The organism is Cytobacillus oceanisediminis, from assembly GCF_003182355.1.
GTDB classification, from domain to species: domain Bacteria; phylum Bacillota; class Bacilli; order Bacillales; family Cytobacillaceae; genus Cytobacillus; species Cytobacillus oceanisediminis_A.
This window is the reverse complement of record NZ_QGTW01000013.1, coordinates 101095-118977: the sequence shown is the minus strand read 5'-3', so window position 1 is coordinate 118977 and position 17883 is coordinate 101095. Positions and strand designations below refer to the sequence as shown.

17 protein-coding genes are annotated in these 17883 nt (G+C 42.0%); 12 read left to right on the top strand and 5 right to left on the bottom strand.

The window, feature by feature from the left end; genetic code table 11:
* Nucleotides 1–177: 177 nt before the first annotated feature.
* The gene (locus tag DFO73_RS21335; RefSeq protein WP_110066715.1) at nucleotides 178–1356 is read right to left on the bottom strand and encodes an MFS transporter; all 1179 of its coding nucleotides are present in this window, start codon (nucleotides 1354–1356) and stop codon (nucleotides 178–180) included.
* A 191-nt stretch (nucleotides 1357–1547) separates the two neighbouring features.
* On the opposite strand from DFO73_RS21335, the gene DFO73_RS21330 reads away from it, so the two are divergent.
* Nucleotides 1548–1931 carry an OsmC family protein gene (locus DFO73_RS21330; protein WP_110066714.1) on the top strand — a complete coding sequence of 128 codons (384 nt, stop codon included), beginning with the start codon at nucleotides 1548–1550 and terminating at the stop codon, nucleotides 1929–1931.
* A 115-nt stretch (nucleotides 1932–2046) separates the two neighbouring features.
* Here DFO73_RS21330 and DFO73_RS21325 read toward each other — a convergent pair whose 3' ends face one another.
* Nucleotides 2047–2433, bottom strand: coding sequence for a pyridoxamine 5'-phosphate oxidase family protein (locus tag DFO73_RS21325; RefSeq protein WP_375137338.1), 387 nt, complete (start codon nucleotides 2431–2433; stop codon nucleotides 2047–2049).
* 192 nt (nucleotides 2434–2625) lie between these two features.
* Between DFO73_RS21325 and DFO73_RS21320 the strand changes: the two genes are divergently transcribed.
* The 3 genes from DFO73_RS21320 to DFO73_RS21310 all read left to right on the top strand — a co-directional run bounded on the left by DFO73_RS21320 (nucleotide 2626) and on the right by DFO73_RS21310 (nucleotide 6350).
* Entirely contained in the window at nucleotides 2626–3768 is a 1143-nt protein-coding gene (locus DFO73_RS21320; protein WP_110066712.1) for an acyl-CoA dehydrogenase family protein, read from the top strand.
* Between the two features lie 233 nt (nucleotides 3769–4001).
* Nucleotides 4002–5063, top strand: coding sequence for a calcium/proton exchanger (gene cax / locus DFO73_RS21315; RefSeq protein ID WP_110066711.1), 1062 nt, complete (start codon nucleotides 4002–4004; stop codon nucleotides 5061–5063).
* Between the two features lie 465 nt (nucleotides 5064–5528).
* On the top strand, nucleotides 5529–6350 hold the full coding sequence (locus tag DFO73_RS21310; protein WP_110066710.1) for a YfkD famly protein: 822 nt from the start codon (nucleotides 5529–5531) through the stop codon (nucleotides 6348–6350).
* 35 nt (nucleotides 6351–6385) lie between these two features.
* Here the strand turns inward: DFO73_RS21310 and yfkAB are convergent, their stop codons facing one another.
* On the bottom strand, nucleotides 6386–7507 hold the full coding sequence (yfkAB, locus tag DFO73_RS21305; RefSeq protein WP_110066709.1) for a radical SAM/CxCxxxxC motif protein YfkAB: 1122 nt from the start codon (nucleotides 7505–7507) through the stop codon (nucleotides 6386–6388).
* 163 nt (nucleotides 7508–7670) lie between these two features.
* Between yfkAB and DFO73_RS21300 the strand changes: the two genes are divergently transcribed.
* Together DFO73_RS21300 and ggt are read left to right on the top strand one after the other, a co-directional pair.
* Nucleotides 7671–8405, top strand: a complete 735-nt coding sequence (locus DFO73_RS21300; protein WP_110066708.1) for a YtxH domain-containing protein — start codon at nucleotides 7671–7673, stop codon at nucleotides 8403–8405.
* Between the two features lie 164 nt (nucleotides 8406–8569).
* The gene (ggt, locus tag DFO73_RS21295) at nucleotides 8570–10276 is read left to right on the top strand and encodes a gamma-glutamyltransferase (RefSeq protein WP_110066707.1); all 1707 of its coding nucleotides are present in this window, start codon (nucleotides 8570–8572) and stop codon (nucleotides 10274–10276) included.
* Between the two features lie 13 nt (nucleotides 10277–10289).
* Here the strand turns inward: ggt and DFO73_RS21290 are convergent, their stop codons facing one another.
* Nucleotides 10290–10805 (bottom strand): DUF421 domain-containing protein, encoded by a 516-nt coding sequence (locus DFO73_RS21290; protein ID WP_110066706.1) that lies wholly within the window; start codon nucleotides 10803–10805, stop codon nucleotides 10290–10292.
* A gap of 180 nt (nucleotides 10806–10985) precedes the next feature.
* Between DFO73_RS21290 and DFO73_RS21285 the strand changes: the two genes are divergently transcribed.
* The 5 genes from DFO73_RS21285 (at nucleotide 10986) to rlmD (ending at nucleotide 16559) form a co-directional block, all read left to right on the top strand.
* Nucleotides 10986–11171, top strand: coding sequence for an SE1561 family protein (locus DFO73_RS21285; RefSeq protein ID WP_110066705.1), 186 nt, complete (start codon nucleotides 10986–10988; stop codon nucleotides 11169–11171).
* A 310-nt stretch (nucleotides 11172–11481) separates the two neighbouring features.
* A complete protein-coding gene (locus tag DFO73_RS21280) occupies nucleotides 11482–13035 on the top strand; it encodes a fumarate hydratase (RefSeq protein ID WP_110066704.1) in 1554 nt (517 codons plus the stop codon).
* 123 nt (nucleotides 13036–13158) lie between these two features.
* Nucleotides 13159–13950 carry a delta-lactam-biosynthetic de-N-acetylase gene (gene pdaA, locus DFO73_RS21275; protein WP_110066703.1) on the top strand — a complete coding sequence of 264 codons (792 nt, stop codon included), beginning with the start codon at nucleotides 13159–13161 and terminating at the stop codon, nucleotides 13948–13950.
* Nucleotides 13951–14290: 340 nt separating this feature from the next.
* Complete coding sequence (locus DFO73_RS21270) at nucleotides 14291–15157, top strand: DNA-3-methyladenine glycosylase family protein (RefSeq protein ID WP_181396086.1); 867 nt, start codon at nucleotides 14291–14293, stop codon at nucleotides 15155–15157.
* A gap of 19 nt (nucleotides 15158–15176) precedes the next feature.
* Nucleotides 15177–16559 carry a 23S rRNA (uracil(1939)-C(5))-methyltransferase RlmD gene (rlmD, locus tag DFO73_RS21265; protein ID WP_110066701.1) on the top strand — a complete coding sequence of 461 codons (1383 nt, stop codon included), beginning with the start codon at nucleotides 15177–15179 and terminating at the stop codon, nucleotides 16557–16559.
* Between the two features lie 282 nt (nucleotides 16560–16841).
* Here the strand turns inward: rlmD and DFO73_RS21260 are convergent, their stop codons facing one another.
* The gene (locus tag DFO73_RS21260; protein WP_110066700.1) at nucleotides 16842–17426 is read right to left on the bottom strand and encodes a uracil-DNA glycosylase; all 585 of its coding nucleotides are present in this window, start codon (nucleotides 17424–17426) and stop codon (nucleotides 16842–16844) included.
* A gap of 196 nt (nucleotides 17427–17622) precedes the next feature.
* Between DFO73_RS21260 and DFO73_RS21255 the strand changes: the two genes are divergently transcribed.
* A complete protein-coding gene (locus DFO73_RS21255) occupies nucleotides 17623–17778 on the top strand; it encodes a DUF1540 domain-containing protein (protein ID WP_110066699.1) in 156 nt (51 codons plus the stop codon).
* Nucleotides 17779–17883: the final 105 nt, after the last annotated feature.

Below are 17883 nucleotides of genomic sequence, written 5' to 3'. Positions count from 1 at the left end.
TCTGGTGTGTGCAAAAATATTTTAAAACTTGCCATTAAATGAAGATGATTCAAATGAAAAACTTGCATATAAAATGGCCAAAGCTCAAATTAACATGTCAACGAGCATCTGCAGCGAAAAATTCCTCCTGATAAGCCGTCAAACTCCACAAAAAAGAGGATCTCCATACAGATCCCCTTAAAATGACTGGCTTTTTTCAAAAGCCGGCTGTTTATTTCCGAATAATGTAACTGCAAGGAAGATTAGCAAAAGCATAATGCTAATAATGTTAAAAAAGCTGACTGATTTAAAGAATTGAATAAAAAGTCCGCCGATATAAGGGCCAATTAGGCTTCCAACACTAAAAGCGACCCCGCAAAGCAAATTCCCAGTCGGCAATAAATTTTTAGGCATTAAGTCTGCCATATAGGTGATACCGAGTGAAAAGGTGGAGCCAACCACCATTCCGGCAATAAAGAGGCACACGGTAAGCGCCAGCACCGATTCTTCCAGCAAGCTTGCAGCAATAAAGCTAATAAACCCAATAAAAAGTACACCCATTAAAACATTGCGTCTTCCATATTTATCGCTCATGATTCCGAGTGGGAGCTGGAACGCAATTCCGCCAATTGCAAACGAAGTCAGCAGAAGTGATACGCTGGAAACCTCAAGCCCAATTCTCAGGCCATATATAGGGAAGCTTCCATTCAAAGAAGCCTCAAGAAATCCGTAACCTAAAGCCGGTAAAAATGCCACCCAGCCATATTTGGCAGCCTTTGAAAAACGCTTCATTGTTTCTTTAAACGAATTGATTTCAATGGATTGTTCCGGATAATCGTTTTTCAGAGTAAATAAAAACATCCAGGCGATCAGGCATAGAAGGGAAGATATGATAAACGGCAGTGTCTCATTGATTTTTACAAGCGGTGCCATTAAAGGACCTACAGCAAATCCAACTCCAAAGAATAATCCATACAGTGAAATATTCCGGCCGCGTCTATTCTCCGGTGAAAATGACGTGATCCATGTTTGTGTTCCAAAGTGAAGGGCATGGTCGCCAATTCCAATCAGGAGCCGCAAAATAAACCAAAACCAGAATGACTTCCAAACCGGAAAAAGAACAAGGGAGAGAACGACAAGGAGTCCGCCCAGTATAATAACCGGCTTATACCCATACTTTCTCAGTGGATACTCCATAAAAGGAGAGATTAGGAGTATCCCAATATATAACCCAGTTGCATTCAAGCCATTCAAACTGGAGGAAATGCCGTCATTTTCAAAAATAATGGCGATTAACGGAAGGAGCATTCCCTGGCTGAACCCTGAAATCGCAACAATGCTAATAAGTATCCAAAAACGCATTGTTTCTTTATTCATATTAAAACCTCTTTTTCTGAAAGCAACTTAAAAATGTCTCCTAAATGATGGTATCGGGAATATGAAGTCTTGGCAAGAAAAATATAATGGAGAATCAGGCGATATCCCGAATGAAACTAACATAATGGTTTTGTTTACTGAAAAAATAGTGTAATCTCTATATAAATATAAAGTAAAAAGGGGCGAAAACAATGGATTTCAAAATGAAGGAAGAAGTAGGTTTTTATACTGAGCTGCCATTTGGCCGCCTTGATATTGCAGGGGATGAGGAATATGGTTTTAGGCCTTTCCAGCTGCTCGTCGCTTCTTTGGCTGTGTGCAGCGGAGGGGTCCTTAGAAAAATCATGAAAAAAATGCGAATGGATTTTGAGGATATTCAAATTAAAACCAGTGTCGAAAGAAATGAAGAAATCGCCGATCGGGTCGAAAAGGTACATATCCACTTTCTCATTAAAGGTAATGATTTAAATGAAGCGAAGCTTCATAAAGCACTTGAATTGACGAGAAAGAACTGTTCAATGGTACGCTCTGTGGAAGACAGCATTGAGGTTGTCGAAACATTCGAGATTGTATAAAGCGAAGTGGGGGGGTACTTTATTCTCCACTTATGGTTAGTTGAACTAATCGGGCTTTTACTGCCCGTTAATCTGCGATAAGAGCTGCAAGGAAGAGGATCTCTCTTCCTTGTATTTATATTGATAATTCTTCCGGACCTTCCCCCGCCTTGGAAAAATATCGAATATGTTCAGGCTCTAGTTTTAAAAGGACATAGTTGGGATCGTCCGGGCCAGAGGGCCAATCCCGCAGCTTTTCATCCCAGAATTTTCGGCGGCTTTCCAGGGAGGAATCAATGTTCGCTTTGGCCTCGATTTCGAAGTATTCTCCGTTCGTATTTTTAACATCGAGTCCAAGAAGAATGTGGACATATGGATTCGCTTCAATGTCCTCCACTTTATGGGTATTTTTATTTGTGGCCGCATAAATCGTCAGGTCTTCATGGAAAAATAGCATAAAACGGCTGAAGGGCTTGCTGTTCTGGATGGTTGCTAGGGTTCCAACACCAGATTCATCAAGCATGTCCATCATTTTCTTTTTTATTGTTCACTCATACATAATTCTCCCTTCCTTTCTTCCATCTTAATCTGTGTGTTCCTGTCTGTTTTATGACAAATAAGGCGTCCGGCTAGAACAATTTCATAAAAATTTAGTATAATAATTCCGACAAAAACAATAAGGATTACAGCTTAAAAAAGAAAGGGGTGCTCAATCATGAAATTCCAGGAATTGAATACCATTGAAGAACGAGTCCAGTTAATGGAAGAGCTTTCCCGAAAATTTTTATCAAGAGCAGCTAAAAATGATAAAGAGGGCCGGTTCCCTTTTGAAAATATCGCAGAGCTGAAAGAGTCAGGATATACGTCATTAACCATTCCCAAACGCTATGGAGGCGAGGAAATCTCTCTTTTTGAATTTATCCGTTTGCAGGAAAAGATGGCGGAAGGCGATGGTTCTACGGCTTTATCAATTGGCTGGCATATGGGAATCATTAAAAGTCTTGGCGAGAAAAAAAGCTGGGAAGAATCAACCTTTAAGGCGTTATGTGAAGAAGTGCAGCATGGTGCATTAATGAACAATTGTGCGACGGAGCCCCAAACAGGCAGTCCGACCAGGGGAGGGAAGCCTGTTACGACTGCTGTTCGAGATGGTGATAAATGGGTTATCAATGGCAGAAAAAGCTTTACGACGATGGCACCTGTACTTGATTACTTTAATGTGAGCGCTACGATTGCAGAAAGTGGAGAAACGGGAAATTTTCTGATTCCCCGGACTGCAGACGGTGTATCACTCGAGGAAACATGGGACAGCATCGCAATGAGGGGTACAGGGAGCCACGACCTTATTTTAAATGATGTCAGTGTAAAAGAAGAGGCACTGGTCGAGTTCTTTCAGCCCGGCAAGAAAGGGGCGGCGGGGTGGCTTCTTCATATTCCTGCGTGTTATTTAGGCATTGCCCAGGCGGCTCAAACTTATGCGATCGTTTTTGCAGAAGAATATTCACCAAATAGCATTAAAGGTTCCATCATTGATTTACCGAACGTTCAGCAAAAAATCGGGGAGATGGAGTTTGAACTAATGAGAGCCCGCCATTTTCTATATTCAGTTGCAAAGCGGTGGGATGAAGAAGAGGAGGAAGTTCGAAGCAGTATGGGGCCGGAATTGGGAGCAGTCAAGCTTGCTGTAACAAACGCGGCTATTACTGTAGTGGATTTGGCGATGCGGGTAGTCGGTGCACGTAGCCTTTCTGAAAAAAATCCCCTGCAGCGTTATTACCGTGATGTCCGCGCTGGCCTCCATAACCCGCCGATGGATGATATGACCATTCAACTACTGGCTAAAAATGCAATCAGATGACGACTAAAGAGCTGCTGTCTTATGACGGCAGCTTTTTGCATGGAAAGCTATAAGCAAAAAATGTATAGGTTTGATTTTTTTTGAAAAAGGTTAATAAAGTAGAACAATTTCTACATATTTAATATGGAGTATTGATTTTTATCCTATTTTGGTTTGCATATAATCACATATGCCAAAAAAATGGATGAGAAGGCAAGAATAAAAGAACATTATGAGAAAAAGGAGACAGACAAATGACAAATAAAATTTTTATGGTGCTGGCTTTTGCCGGCGTACCGCTTTCGGTCATCGGCACACTGATGCATTGGTCCAATATTCTGCTGTTTACCATCTACTGCATCACGATTATTGCGCTTGCCAGCTATATGGGAAGAGCAACGGAGAGCCTTGCCATTGTAGCAGGCCCACGGATTGGCGGCTTGCTTAATGCCACCTTCGGGAACGCCGTCGAGCTTATTATCTCGATTTTCGCGTTAAAAGCAGGGCTTGTTAGCGTCGTTCTTGCATCACTGACAGGATCTGTATTAGGGAATTTGCTCTTGGTTGCAGGCTTATCCTTTTTTGTTGGCGGAGTAAAGTTTAAAACCCAGACATTTAATGTGTATGATGCCAGGCATAACTCGGGTTTATTGATGTTCGGCGTGATCGTTGCCTTTGTCATCCCTGAAGTCTTTGCGATGACGATGGACGAAGCGAAAACCATCACCTTCAGTATCGGCATCTCCGTTATTTTAATAGCACTATATTTAGCGGCCTTATTCTTTAAGCTTGTAACCCATCGGGGCGTCTATCAGCATAATGAGGAAAATGGCGGCCATCATGAGGAAGAAGAACCGGAGTGGAGCAAAGGAAAGGCGATTGCCGTCCTTGCTATCGCTACTGTTGCAGTTGCGTATGTATCGGAAAATCTGGTTCATACGTTTGAAGAGGTCGGAGAAGCGTTTGGCTGGTCAGAGCTATTCATTGGTGTAGTGATCGTTGCCATCGTTGGTAATGCGGCGGAACACGCATCTGCAATTATTATGGCTTATAAAAATAAAATGGATATTGCGGTTGAAATTGCTGTTGGCTCCACCTTGCAGATTGCGATGTTCGTGGCGCCGGTCCTCGTGCTGCTCTCCTTAATGTTCCCGACAGCAATGCCGCTTGTTTTTACATTGCCTGAGTTAATCGCAATGGTTACTTCCGTGCTTCTAATGATTGTCATCGGGAACGATGGTGAAACAAACTGGTTTGAAGGAGCTACCCTGCTGGCTGCATATATAATTATGGGAATAGGTTTTTATCTGTTATAGACTAGTAAGACTCGAAATCAGGCAACATTAAACAAACCGGCTCTGAATGGATCTCAGAGCCGGTTTTTATATTGGTATTTAAGTACATTTTTCATAAAGGTATATGTTTTTAGAGGAATCGTATTCTGTTCGCTTTCAGGCATTGATCACCAACCTTCATGTTGAGATTTGATCACGTAACCTAACTTGCTGATGACTTAACAAAAAACGGATTCATCCTCCTTTTAAAATAAAATTAGGGTTGACTTCATCTGGCCTCCTTTTGTTGAGAGTAGGTTAATTATACAACGTAATTTGATATTTGTAAATATTCTGATTTTTACAAAATTATTACAAATAAAAATATGGCTGAAATAATAGCTCGTGTATTCAGGCTTATTTTTCATGGTATGGATAATATCCCAGTCCTCCGAAAAAACTATAATCAAACCTAAAAAGATTGTGAGTTGAAAGGAGTAAGACATCATGAAAAAATACGTTAGCATTCTTTTTTTAGGTCTTATATTAATGCTGTCATTCCATCCGGCCGCCGAGGCACAAAAAGGGGCTGAGAAACCTGCAAAACAGCCGCAAAAATCGATCAGCGTTCCAAATTCGGTTTTGAATGTTACGAAAGAGAATACTTATCCGAATCCGGCGCAGGATATGCCAACTCTGCAGCCGAGTGAATTGGCCCAGCAGCTGATTGACTCCTCCAAGGTAAAAATCGAAAATCCGGATCTCATCCGTATGCTGAATGAAACTTCGGTCAGCAGCACTCCTTTTGCAATCGGATACCGGGCAATCGTTTATCTCGGGCAATGGCCGCTTAATTATGAATCATCGGAAACCTCTCCGAACTGGGAGTACCAAAAAATTAACACGAACTACTTTGACAATCGCGGAGGAAAAGCACCGTACCAAATCCATTATGTGCAGGAAGCGCAAAAGGTTGTCCATGGGGGATTAACAGCAAAAGTTCCCAATGCAGAAGATGTGAAGAAAATGATGCTCCTGAAAGCGATGGAAAAGTCAGGACTTCCACTTGCTTTTGAGACGATCATTGGGGCAGGTACAAAAAAAGATCATATTTATAATATTCCTCCCAAACGATTAGGCTATCTATATGGTTATGCACCCGCGATTAATGAAAAAGGGAAAGTAACGTATGGGGAAGTTTACCTAATGTTAAAAGGGAACAAAAGAATGATTGTCATCAAAAATGTAACTTCTCAGGGTATTGGTGCATGGATCCCCATTCAGGATCACGTCACATTTGGATTTGTCGTTTCCGAACGGCCAAGATAAGAAAGCAGCCAGCCATTTAAGGCTGGCTTTTCTTGTTAAATATTGGATCGAAGTTTCTTAAAGTCGCTTTCTTTATAATAGCTGTTTTTCACAAGCACGTTAGGTCCAAGGCATCTGACCCCGGGACAATGGCAATTAAGAGAATCGGCAAGCTCCGTTTTGCCCCACTTTTGATAAATATCCTCTAGCCGGTCATCCCTAATATTCCCTAGGGGAGGTGTATCACCAAAGTCAGTAACGATAACATCCCCTGAGAAAATATTTACATTTAAACGTGACCGGCCATCCGGGTCATTTCTGACTGTTACATTTTTAGATGAATACAATCTTTTTAATAGCTGTAAATCTTCTTTATTGCTGCTGCAAGCATAGAAGGGCAGGGTGCCAAAAAGCATCCATGTATCCTCATTCCGCACATCCAAAAGATGGTGGATAGCTGATCTTAGATCTTCGAGAGATAGTGTTTCCAATGAAGAAGCGAAATCCGAGGGATACATCGGATGGACTTCATGGCGCTGGCAATTCATTTCTTCGGTAATTTGTTTATGGATTGTTTCAAGATGGGGCAGTGTCCGTTTGTTCAGCATTGTTTCGGCAGATACCATAACACCAGCTTTAACGAGTTCCCGGCTGTTTTCGATCATTCTGTTAAAAAGCTTTTGGCGCTGCTCGATTTTGGGCTTTCGCTCCATCATGGCAAATCCGCCTTCTATAAAGTCCTCTTTTGTTCCCCAGTTGTGTGAAATATGCAGGACATCCAAATACGGAATGATCTCTTCGTAACGATTTAATTCCAATGTTAGATTAGAATTTATCTGGGTTCTGACCCCTCTTCCATGTGCGTAGCGGAGTAAAGGCGCTACATAGTTTTCCACTGATTTTTTTGAAAGCATTGGTTCGCCGCCTGTTATGCTCAAGGATCTTAAATGCGGAATCTCTTCAAGCCTCTGCAGCAATAGTTCAATTGGCAAAGCGTCAGGATCCTTTGGCTGCAGTGTATAGCCCACTGCGCAATGCTCACAGCGCATGTTGCATAAAACTGTAGTCGTAAATTCAATATTTGATAATCGTAATCCCCCATGCTGTTCTATGTCCATATAAGCTTCCCACGGATCATATTTAGTTGTTATGGGTAAAAGTTCAGTATTCATAGAAATCTCCTTTTAAACGAAGTCCTTTGACATTATTTAATCTTTAAAAGCCAATGTCAATCGATAGATTGAACTAAAAATGCATTTTAAAAGTTTATTTTTCTTTCCTGCGGGAATTAATTCAATAACAATCAATAATTAAATTTAAAAATTAAGAGGAGGAATCAACATGGATCAGAAGAATACTTATAATACAACAAACACAACAAATACAACAACTACTATGGATTCAGCTTATGGACAAGACATGAATACAATGAGCTCAACTTATGGACAGGACATGGATACAATGAGTTCAAATTACGGACAAAACATGAATACAATGAGTTCCAATAATGGACAGAACAGCAAGCTAATGAAAGGCATCGTTCTTGGCGGAATTATTGGCGGAGCGCTGGCAATGCTTGATACCCAAACAAGAACAAAAGTGAAAACGAAAGCTATGGATTTGAAAGATACCTCAGCAAACCTTATTTCTGAAGTGAAAGATAACCCTGGCGATATAAAAGAAAATATGATTAATCAGTTTAAAAATGCTTCAAACACATTGAAAGATGCAATTAAAGATGCACAGAATTTATATCAGCGTGTAAACGAAGATGTATTTGGCAATATGGATGTGGTGAAAGAAGTTTCAAACGAAGCTATGTCAACAGCTAAGGAAGCAAAAAGCGAACTCGCAGATATCGGTTCAAAAGTAAAAGAAGCCGGCTCTGAGCTAATGGAAAATCCAGTTGAAAACAGCGGTGATTCAAGTGCAAGCTCTGGCAAAAATTCAGACTCAACATCTGGCTTTCAAACAACTGGCTCAATGAACAGCACAGATTCTGCTTACCCTGTTGAGCGCGATGAAAGTGCTGTAAGCTATAGCCCGGATGTTCAAAAGAACAGCAATAACCTATAATTTAAAAGAAAAAAGCCTCTGCCACTAATGGGCAGAGGCTTTTTTGTGGAAAAGGAAAGGATCATGTTGTTATGGTTCCTCTTCCTAATCATGGTTGTTTCATATATAGAAGAGGGGGGTAACCCTTAAGTATAGATAGAGGACAATCTTTGGAGGTTAAAAGGATGGGTTATAGACGAGGGAAATCATTATCAAAGGATATGGAGAAACAGTCACATGAAAGAGAAACTGCGGTTGGGACGGCCGGTATGGTTGTAAGTCCTCATTCGGTCGCAACCGATATTGGCGAAAAGATTTTAAGGGAAGGCGGAAATGCAGTAGATGCAGCCGTTGCCATCCAATTCGCCTTAAATGTAGTGGAGCCTATGATGACAGGCATTGGCGGAAGCGGCTTTTTTATGGTATATGATAATAAAAAGAAAGATGTAAAAATATATGATGGACATACAAGAGCTCCAAAAGGTGTTCATCCAGAAATGTTCCTGGACGATAAAGGGGAAGTCATTGACTTCCGCAAACGCTCAACCCATGGTACCGCTGTTGGCATTCCGGGAATTTTGAAAGCACTGGATGCAGCCTTGGAGGGTCATGGCTCAAAACCGCTTGCTGATTTAATTCAGCCGGCGATAGATGCTGCTGAGAGCGGTGTTGAAGTAAACTGGGTGCTGGAAGAAGCACTGCAGGATTTCCATTACAGACTTGGCAAGGAAGCGAGGGCTTTTTATTTTCCTAACGATGAACCACTTAAAGAAGGAGATAGCCTTGTCAAAGAACATCTGGCTAAAACATTCCGCATTTTGCAAAAAGAAGGGATTCCTGCATTCTACGAAGGAGAAATTGCAGAGGCAATTGTTGCAAACCTGAAGGAAGAAGGCGGATTCATGACCCTTGAAGATCTTAAAAATTACCGGCTGACAGTTGACGAGCCAATTTGGGGAGAGTACAAAGGCTACAAAATAGCTTCATCTGCCCCTCCGAGCGCTGGGGGGCTAACGGTAATCCAGATCTTAAAAATCCTTGAGAAGTTTGACTTAAGCCAGTATGATGTAAAGTCATGGGAAAAGTACTATCTGATAACGGAAGCGATGCGATTAGCTTTTGCTGACAAAATTGCCTACTCAGGTGATCCGGAATTTTCGGATCTGCCGATTAAAGGGCTTCTTCATAATGATTATATTGCGGAGAGGGTAAAAGCTGTTAACTTTAATCGGCGAAATGATGCAATCGATTTCGGCAACCCATGGAAATTCCAAGATGGGGAGCCTAATCAAGTCATCCGCCAGCCTGATGATTTGGAGAAGAGTGAAACAACCCATTTTACCGTTGTCGACCAATGGGGCAATATTGCCGCATGCACTTCTACGGTAGAGCATCCATTTGGATCTGGCATTATGGTAAAAGGGTATGGGTTCCTGCTTAACAATGAGTTAACCGATTTTGATGCCAACCCGGGCGGAATTAATGAGGCTCAGCCAGATAAAAGGCCGGTTAGCTGCAAAAGTCCAACGATTTTGTTTAAGAATGATAAGCCGGTCCTAACTCTAGGTTCACCTGGGGGGCCGACAATAATCGGCTCAGTATTCCAGACGATTATTAATGTGGTTGATCATAAGATGAATTTAAAAGAAGCGATTGAAGAGCCAAGGATATTTGCGAGCTCAGGTCCGTTGATTGAATGGGAGCCCGGCATTAGTATGGAGGCAAAAGGGGAATTGGAGTCCAAAGGCTTCGAGTTCGGGGATGAACCTAGCCGAATCGGCAATGTACAGGCCATTCAGATAGACCGCGAAAATGGCCGCCTATATGGGGCAGCTGACTCCAGCCGTGAAGGAAAAGCAGCCGGAATAACAGAAGATCAAATAAAAAGCTGATGCCTTTATGGCGTCAGCTTTTCTCTAGTCTTACATTTGAAAGGGTTGAGCTGCTGCTTGAGCTGCTTTTTTTTATGACGGAAATATTCCCATCGGTTTCAAGCACTACGGCTTCCACATCATTTAAAGAAGAAATGCCTTGCGCACGTGCTGCCTGCAAAACCTCGACTTCCAAAACACGGTTCTTACTTAATGAAGAGCTTATAAAACTCCCCTGATAATATAGCAGGTCAGGATTGGATTTGATTAACTCACTGCACTTGGATGAATGGACGGAGAGCCAAGCAACCATATATTGAAGTCCAATTAGAAGTGCGAATGCTGTCAGCCCTTCAGCAAGGGAAATTTTTTTGTTAAGAAGTATCGTGGCAAGGGTCGAACCTAAGGCAACGGTCACGACCAAATCAAATGCATTCATTTTTGATAAAGTCCGTTTGCCCGAAATTCTGAGAAACAGGACAAGCGAAGCATAGCTCAACAATCCAATTAAAAGGACTCTTCCAATATCCTGCCAACTTGAAAAAAACATTTCTATCCCTCCTCTTCCTATGATGACTATTCCTTTAAAGAGTATTAAATAAACCGCCAGCAATTTTTTTGAAAAGGGATATTGAGCAGGAGGAAGGGTGGGTATATTATGTACAACTACCTATTTGCCGAAATACTGAAATTCATGTAGGATGTAAACGAGACGAAAGGAGAGAACGTTTTGGGAAGTCCGATTCATGACAAAAATACGCAAGTAACCTTTTTAAAACATCGCTTAAATATGTTCCTTGACGTATTGGAAGCAATTGAGCCAGAAGACACGGAACTCGAAGACATTGACCGTCTAATCGAAATGATTGACGACCTTGAATCCAAATGCCGTGAATTTAATAACCGAGAGAACTAAAAGAGCCTATAGGCTCTTTTTTAATTGTTGCCACCATTACTGTATAAAAGTACTCCCTTGTAAAAGAGAAAACGTGACTTTTGCCTTTCAAATTCTGTTTTTTGCTGATACCACGCCACCTTGTAAGAAACAGGCCACTATTCCTGCTATCCCTTTTTGCATGACGAAATTTCCGCTTTAACCCTGTAAACGATTGCAAGGTGGGTCTTTAAATAAGTTTCGGATAGGAGTATAATGGTAGACGATAAATAATTGTAATTTTCATAATAGATAAGAGCTATATAGGGAGCAAGGGAAGGGGACCAGAGCAATGAACATCGAAAAGTTTCAGGAAAGCATGTATCAGCTGATTGTTGAAACATCTACAAATCTTCCGCGCGACGTCCGCCGTGCAATACAAGCGGCGAAAGAAAGAGAAAGCGCCGGTACAAGAGCAGCAATGAGCTTAGCAACGATTACAAATAATATTAAAATGGCTGACGATAATGTGTCGCCAATTTGCCAGGATACAGGTTTGCCAACGTTCAAAATTAAAACACCTGTTGGCGCTAACCAGCTTGTAATGAAGGAAGCGATCAAAAATGCGATTGCCAAGGCAACAAAAGACGGAAAGCTTCGCCCGAACTCTGTTGACTCTTTGACTGGCGAAAACAGCGGGGACAACCTTGGGTATGGAACGCCTGTAATTAAATTTGAACAATGGGAAAAAGACTACATCGACGCACGCCTAATTTTAAAAGGCGGCGGCTGTGAAAATAAAAATATCCAATACAGTCTTCCTTACGAGCTTGAAGGTCTTGGCCGAGCTGGCCGGGACCTGGACGGCATCCGCAAATGCATCATGCATTCTGTTTACCAGGCACAAGGACAAGGCTGCAGCGCCGGCTTCATTGGCGTTGGCATCGGCGGAGACCGTTCTTCAGGCTATGACCTCGCAAAAGAACAGCTTTTCCGCTCTGTAGATGATGTGAATCCAAATGAAGATCTTCGCAAATTGGAAGAATATGTGCTAGAAAACGCCAATGAACTAGGAATCGGCACAATGGGCTTTGGTGGAGAAACTACACTTCTAGGCTGTAAAGTTGGCGTTATGAACCGTATCCCTGCCAGCTTCTTCGTATCTGTTGCCTACAATTGCTGGGCATTCCGCCGCCTTGGTGTTGCAGTTAGCATGGAAACTGGCGAGATTAATGAGTGGATGTACCAGGAAGGCGAGAAAATCGACTTCGGTGCAACTGAAGCTGAGCTTGAAACAGCTGCCTCAGTGGAAACGGAAGAACAAGCAAATATTGTTACATTGCAGGCGCCAATTACTGAAGAGCAGATCCGCAGCCTGAAGGTAGGGGATGTGGTACAAATCAACGGGATGATGTACACGGGCCGTGACGCCATCCACCACCACTTAATGGACCATGATGCTCCAGTTGATCTTAACGGACAGGTTATTTACCACTGTGGCCCGGTTATGATGAAAGACGAGAAAGGCAAGTGGCATGTAAAAGCGGCTGGCCCGACAACAAGTATTCGTGAAGAGCCTTACCAGGGTGATATCATGAAAAAATTCGGCATCCGTGCGGTTATTGGAAAAGGCGGAATGGGTCCGAAAACATTAGAAGCCCTTCAGGAACATGGCGGCGTTTATTTAAACGCAATCGGCGGAGCGGCCCAATACTATGCAGACTGCATCAAGTCTGTTGAAGGCGTGGACCTTATGGAGTTCGGCATCCCTGAAGCAATGTGGCACTTAAAGGTTGAAGGCTTTACAGCCGTTGTCACAATGGACTCCCATGGCAACAGCCTTCATAAAGATGTAGATAAATCATCACTTGAAAAATTAGCTCAATTCAAAGAGCGTGTATTCTAATCAATATAGCAAGAGAGACTGTAACAGGTCTCTTTTTTTTGTGCAATTTTTTGCCAATCCCGCCTGCGAATGTTTTTATCCCTATCACAAACACTAAGAAAAAAATATTTGGAGGAGCTCAGTATGAAAAAACTAAGCATCGTCCTGAGTGCTTTTTTCCTGTTTTTTTCTGGAACAGCATACGCGGACTATGGAAACTCTCCGATCCACTGGGGGTTTAAAAAAGCAAAGGATGAGGTGCCGGCTGAAGCAGGGAAACCGCTGGATTCATTGCTTGAAAGGCATGGCTCGTATTATAAAGGCGACACAAGCAAAAAGTATATTTATTTAACTTTTGATAATGGTTATGAAAACGGATATACAGGTCAGATTTTGGACGTTTTAAAAAAGGAAGAAGTTCCGGCTGCATTTTTTGTAACAGGACATTATTTAAAAAGTGCGCCAGATCTTGTTAAAAGGATGGCTGCTGAAGGGCATATTATTGGCAACCATTCCTGGCATCATCCAGATATGACAAGAGTCAGCGATGAGAAATTTGTAAAAGAGCTTGAAATGGTCCGGGCAGAGACCGAAAAGCTGACAGGTGTTAAGCAAATGGCCTATTTGCGCCCGCCTCGCGGAATTTTCAGCGAAAGGACACTGGCTCTAGCCAAAAAAGAAGGCTATACCCATGTATTTTGGTCACTGGCTTTTGTTGACTGGAACACGGATCGGCAAAAAGGCTGGCAACACTCTTATGATAATATTATGCGCCAAATTCATCCTGGCTGTATCCTGCTTCTTCACACTGTTTCGAAGGATAATGCCGATGCATTGGAAAAAGCCATTCAGGATTTAAAAAAGCGCGGCTATTCATTTAAAAGCCTTGATGATCTAACCTGGGAACAGGCGATTAAAGAGAGAATGCTGTACTGATTAGGTTCGGCCGAAATATGATATGCCTTGGCAAATAAACTAATAAATTTGGTTGATAAAAGCCAATTTTAGCGGATTAAGTAAAAAGCTGTTTTCCATTTCCGAGGTTAGCCGGTAAAAAGTACATTTTGGCCGGTAAAATAAGAAAATCGGCCGGTATTTTAGCCAATTTGGCCGGTAAATTTGTAGTTTTGGCCAGTAAACTGACTTGGAAATCCGTTCAAATAGTATAAAGTCCATGAAATAGGCCCAAATTCAGGGTCTTTTTCTATATTATCCGTACATTTTTAGTAATGTACGACCGAAAAATGCTATAATCGGGGAAAATGATAAAGGACGGATCTTCTTGGAGAAAATACAAGTAGAAGGGCCTTATAATTTTGACCTTGTACTGGACAGGCTGGCGATTGACCCTCTAAATCAGGTTGATATAGAGAGCCGGTCTGTAAAAGTACCGATGCTATTGGATAACACCCCGGTCGTGGCACAAGTTAAAGCCATCGGAACAACAGAAGCACCGGAATTTATAATAGAAGGAACAGAAGGGCCGTTAAAAGAAAAAGCGGCTAAACGACTATCGGAAATCTTTCAGTGGCATCTTCCGCTGGAGACGATTCATCAGCATTTTCAAAATACAGAATTAAAGCCAATTTTCGATGAGCATTATGGAACACCGATTGTGCTCGATTTTGATCCGTATGGATGCATTCTGAAGTGTATCATTCACCAGCAGCTGAACCTTGCTTTCGCGCATACCTTAACCGAACGATTTGTTAAAACCTTTGGCTTTGAGAAGGATGGCGCCTGGTTCTATCCCCTTCCGGGAAAAGTGGCAGAACTAACGGTAGAAGATCTTCGCCAACTGCAATTCAGCGGACGAAAAGCAGAGTATGTAATCGGTATTGCAAAGGAGACAGCTTTAGGAAATTTAAACTTTGAACAGCTTAAAAATCTTTCAGATGACGAAATTTATGATAAACTAATCAAATTGCGTGGTGTCGGCCCCTGGACAGTGCAGAACTTCCTGATGTTCGGACTCGGCAGGCCAAACCTTTTTCCGTTCGCAGACATAGGCATACAAAATGCATTAAAAAAACTATTTCAATTAGAAGCGAAACCGACTCTTCAGGAAATGGAGAATTTTTCAAAGAGTTGGAATCCTTATTTAAGCTATGCCTCCCTCTACTTATGGAGGAGCATCGAGTAACTTGGAGTGATGAAGCACCATGAAACAGGAACAAACCGTTAAATTAAAATTAAAGCAGACATTTCCGCTGACCATCAAAAGACTTGGCATCAACGGCGAGGGCGTCGGCTATTTTAAAAGGCAGGTCGTCTTTGTGCCAGGAGCATTGCCAGGCGAGGAAATTGTGGCAGAAGCAACGAAAGTAAACCCTAAATTTACTGAGGCAAAAATAAAAAAAATCCGAAAAAAATCTGAGTACCGCGTCCAGCCGCCATGCCCTGTTTATCACGAATGCGGCGGCTGCCAGCTCCAGCATCTCCGCTATGACCGACAGTTGATGGAGAAGCGTGATATCATTATTCAGGCTTTGGAGCGCCATACAAAGCTTAACCCTGAAAAGCTCAATATAAAAGAAACAATTGGTATGGAAGACCCATGGAACTACCGAAATAAAAGCCAATTTCAGGTTGGCCAAAAAGACGGAAAAGTACTGGCAGGGTTATATGGCATGAATTCACACCGTCTCATTAACATCGAACACTGTGCCGTCCAGCATCCGCAAACAACCAAGGCGACAGAAACGGTTAAAAGAATTCTGCAGGATTTGAGAATTCCTATTTATAATGAAAGAACTCGTAAAGGAATCATTCGAACTATAGTTGTCAGAGTCGGAATCCAGACAGGCGAGCTTCAGGTTGTTCTGATTACTACACAAAAAGACCTTCCAAAGAGGGATATTATTATTGAAAAAATCAAGAGCGAGCTGCCTGAAGTAAAATCAATCATCCAAAATGTTAATGGTGAAAAAACTTCTCTTATTTTTGGACAGGAAACGATGAATCTTGAAGGAAGCGACTTTATTCAAGAAACACTTGGAGACCTGCAGTTTGAACTATCAGCCCGGACATTCTTCCAGCTCAATCCGGAACAGACAGTCAAGCTTTACAACGAAGTAAAAAGAGCAGCGGCACTTACTGGGAAAGAGAAAGTGGCTGATGCCTACTGTGGAGTCGGAACGATTGGCTTATGGGTGGCAGAACAGGCAGCTGAGATCCGCGGCATGGACATTATTCGAGAATCGATCGAAGATGCCAAGAAAAACGCCTCACGCCACGGCATCAAACATGCCCAATATGTGGTCGGCAAAGCCGAAGAATGGCTGCCAAAATGGACAAAAGAAGGCTGGAAACCAGACGTCATCATCGTCGACCCGCCAAGAACCGGCCTGGATCAGCAGCTGCTTAAAACTATTTTAAAAGTGCAGCCAAAGAAAGTTGTCTATGTATCCTGTAACCCATCGACATTGGCGAAAGATATCTCAGTTCTTAGTCCCGCATATAAAGTAAATGGAATTCAGCCTGTGGACATGTTCCCTCAGACGGCACACGTGGAAAGTGTGACGGAGCTGGTTTTAAAAGTTTAAATGAAAAACCCCATTTTTTTTCATTTTTTGTTAGTTGTTGGAATAAAGTTAGTGCAAAAAAGGTCCAGGAAAAAAGCCTGCGTAGCTTATATATTAACAATTGAAAAAAAGCGTTAAAAATGAAAAGAGATTATTTTTACTGCACAATAATAAACATGAAGTGCCTGCACTCCTGAAATCGTCTAGGTGACATAAATCCGGTAGTGGCAGGCACTTTTTTTAAGTGTTTTTAAGATAATAATCCTTGGCTCAATATTAATAGGTCTATCAGGTACAAGCTTTTTAGCCAAATGATCCTTGTTTAAAATAATGATCTGCAGCCAATTCCCAGTCCCTTACAAATAATGGCCATAAGTTAGGGCGGCGCCTAACAGCTAAAGGGTGATAGGCTACAGTTGTTTGATATCCATGTACGTTATGCATTTTGCCCCGCAATGATTTAACATCTTTTTCTGGATCCTGAAAGAAGGATTGGACAGCAATATTCCCAAGACATAGAATAATCTGAGGTTGTTTCGAAAGCAGCTGCTGCTTAAGGTGACCCATGCAAACTTGCCTGGTTTGCTCTTTTTCATAAGCACGTACAGGTTTTCGTTTTAAAATATACGTTACATATAAGTCATCCGCTTTCAACCCAGCCTGATAGGCTGCTTGCTGTAGGGTTTGCCTCGTCCCGCAGACAAATGGCCTGTTTTCTCGATTCTCGCGGGATTCAGGATTATCGAGAAGAACGATAATGGGTGCTTCAGGATTTCCCTCTCCCCAAACCATTCGTGTGCCATGTTTGTCTAACCCGCATTCACCGCAATTTTGCAGATTTTCAGGTGTGGGCTCTTCTGGCCATAATGAGGCGCAAAAATCAGACAAAATTTTCTCCACCTTTATAAAAGATTTTTCTTTAATATGCCCAAATTATTTCTGAATTAGGGCGTATGTAATGGTTAAATATAGTTAAATCCAAAGAGTCCCTCTTTTGCCCAGGTATCTCCTTTAATTGAGAATGGGCGGTTAGTTCCTCTCTAAAAGGGGTATTGATTACTAAACCATTAAGGAGGTGGCCTACATGGAAGTTGAGGTATTATGTAACGTAGAAAATTGCAAATACTGGGCAGAGGGAGATAAATGTGTTGCCGATTCTATTTATGTCATTGGCCAAAATGGCAGAGAGGCAGAGGATGTTGAGGAAACTGCTTGTAAAACCTTTGAACATAGCGAGTAGTGAAATAGGATAGGTGTCTGGCCGCTAGTACTTTCGTTTATTAACGTACTAGGGGGCAGGCACCTTTTTTATTTGAGCCATCATTAAGGCGAAAAGGTATAATAA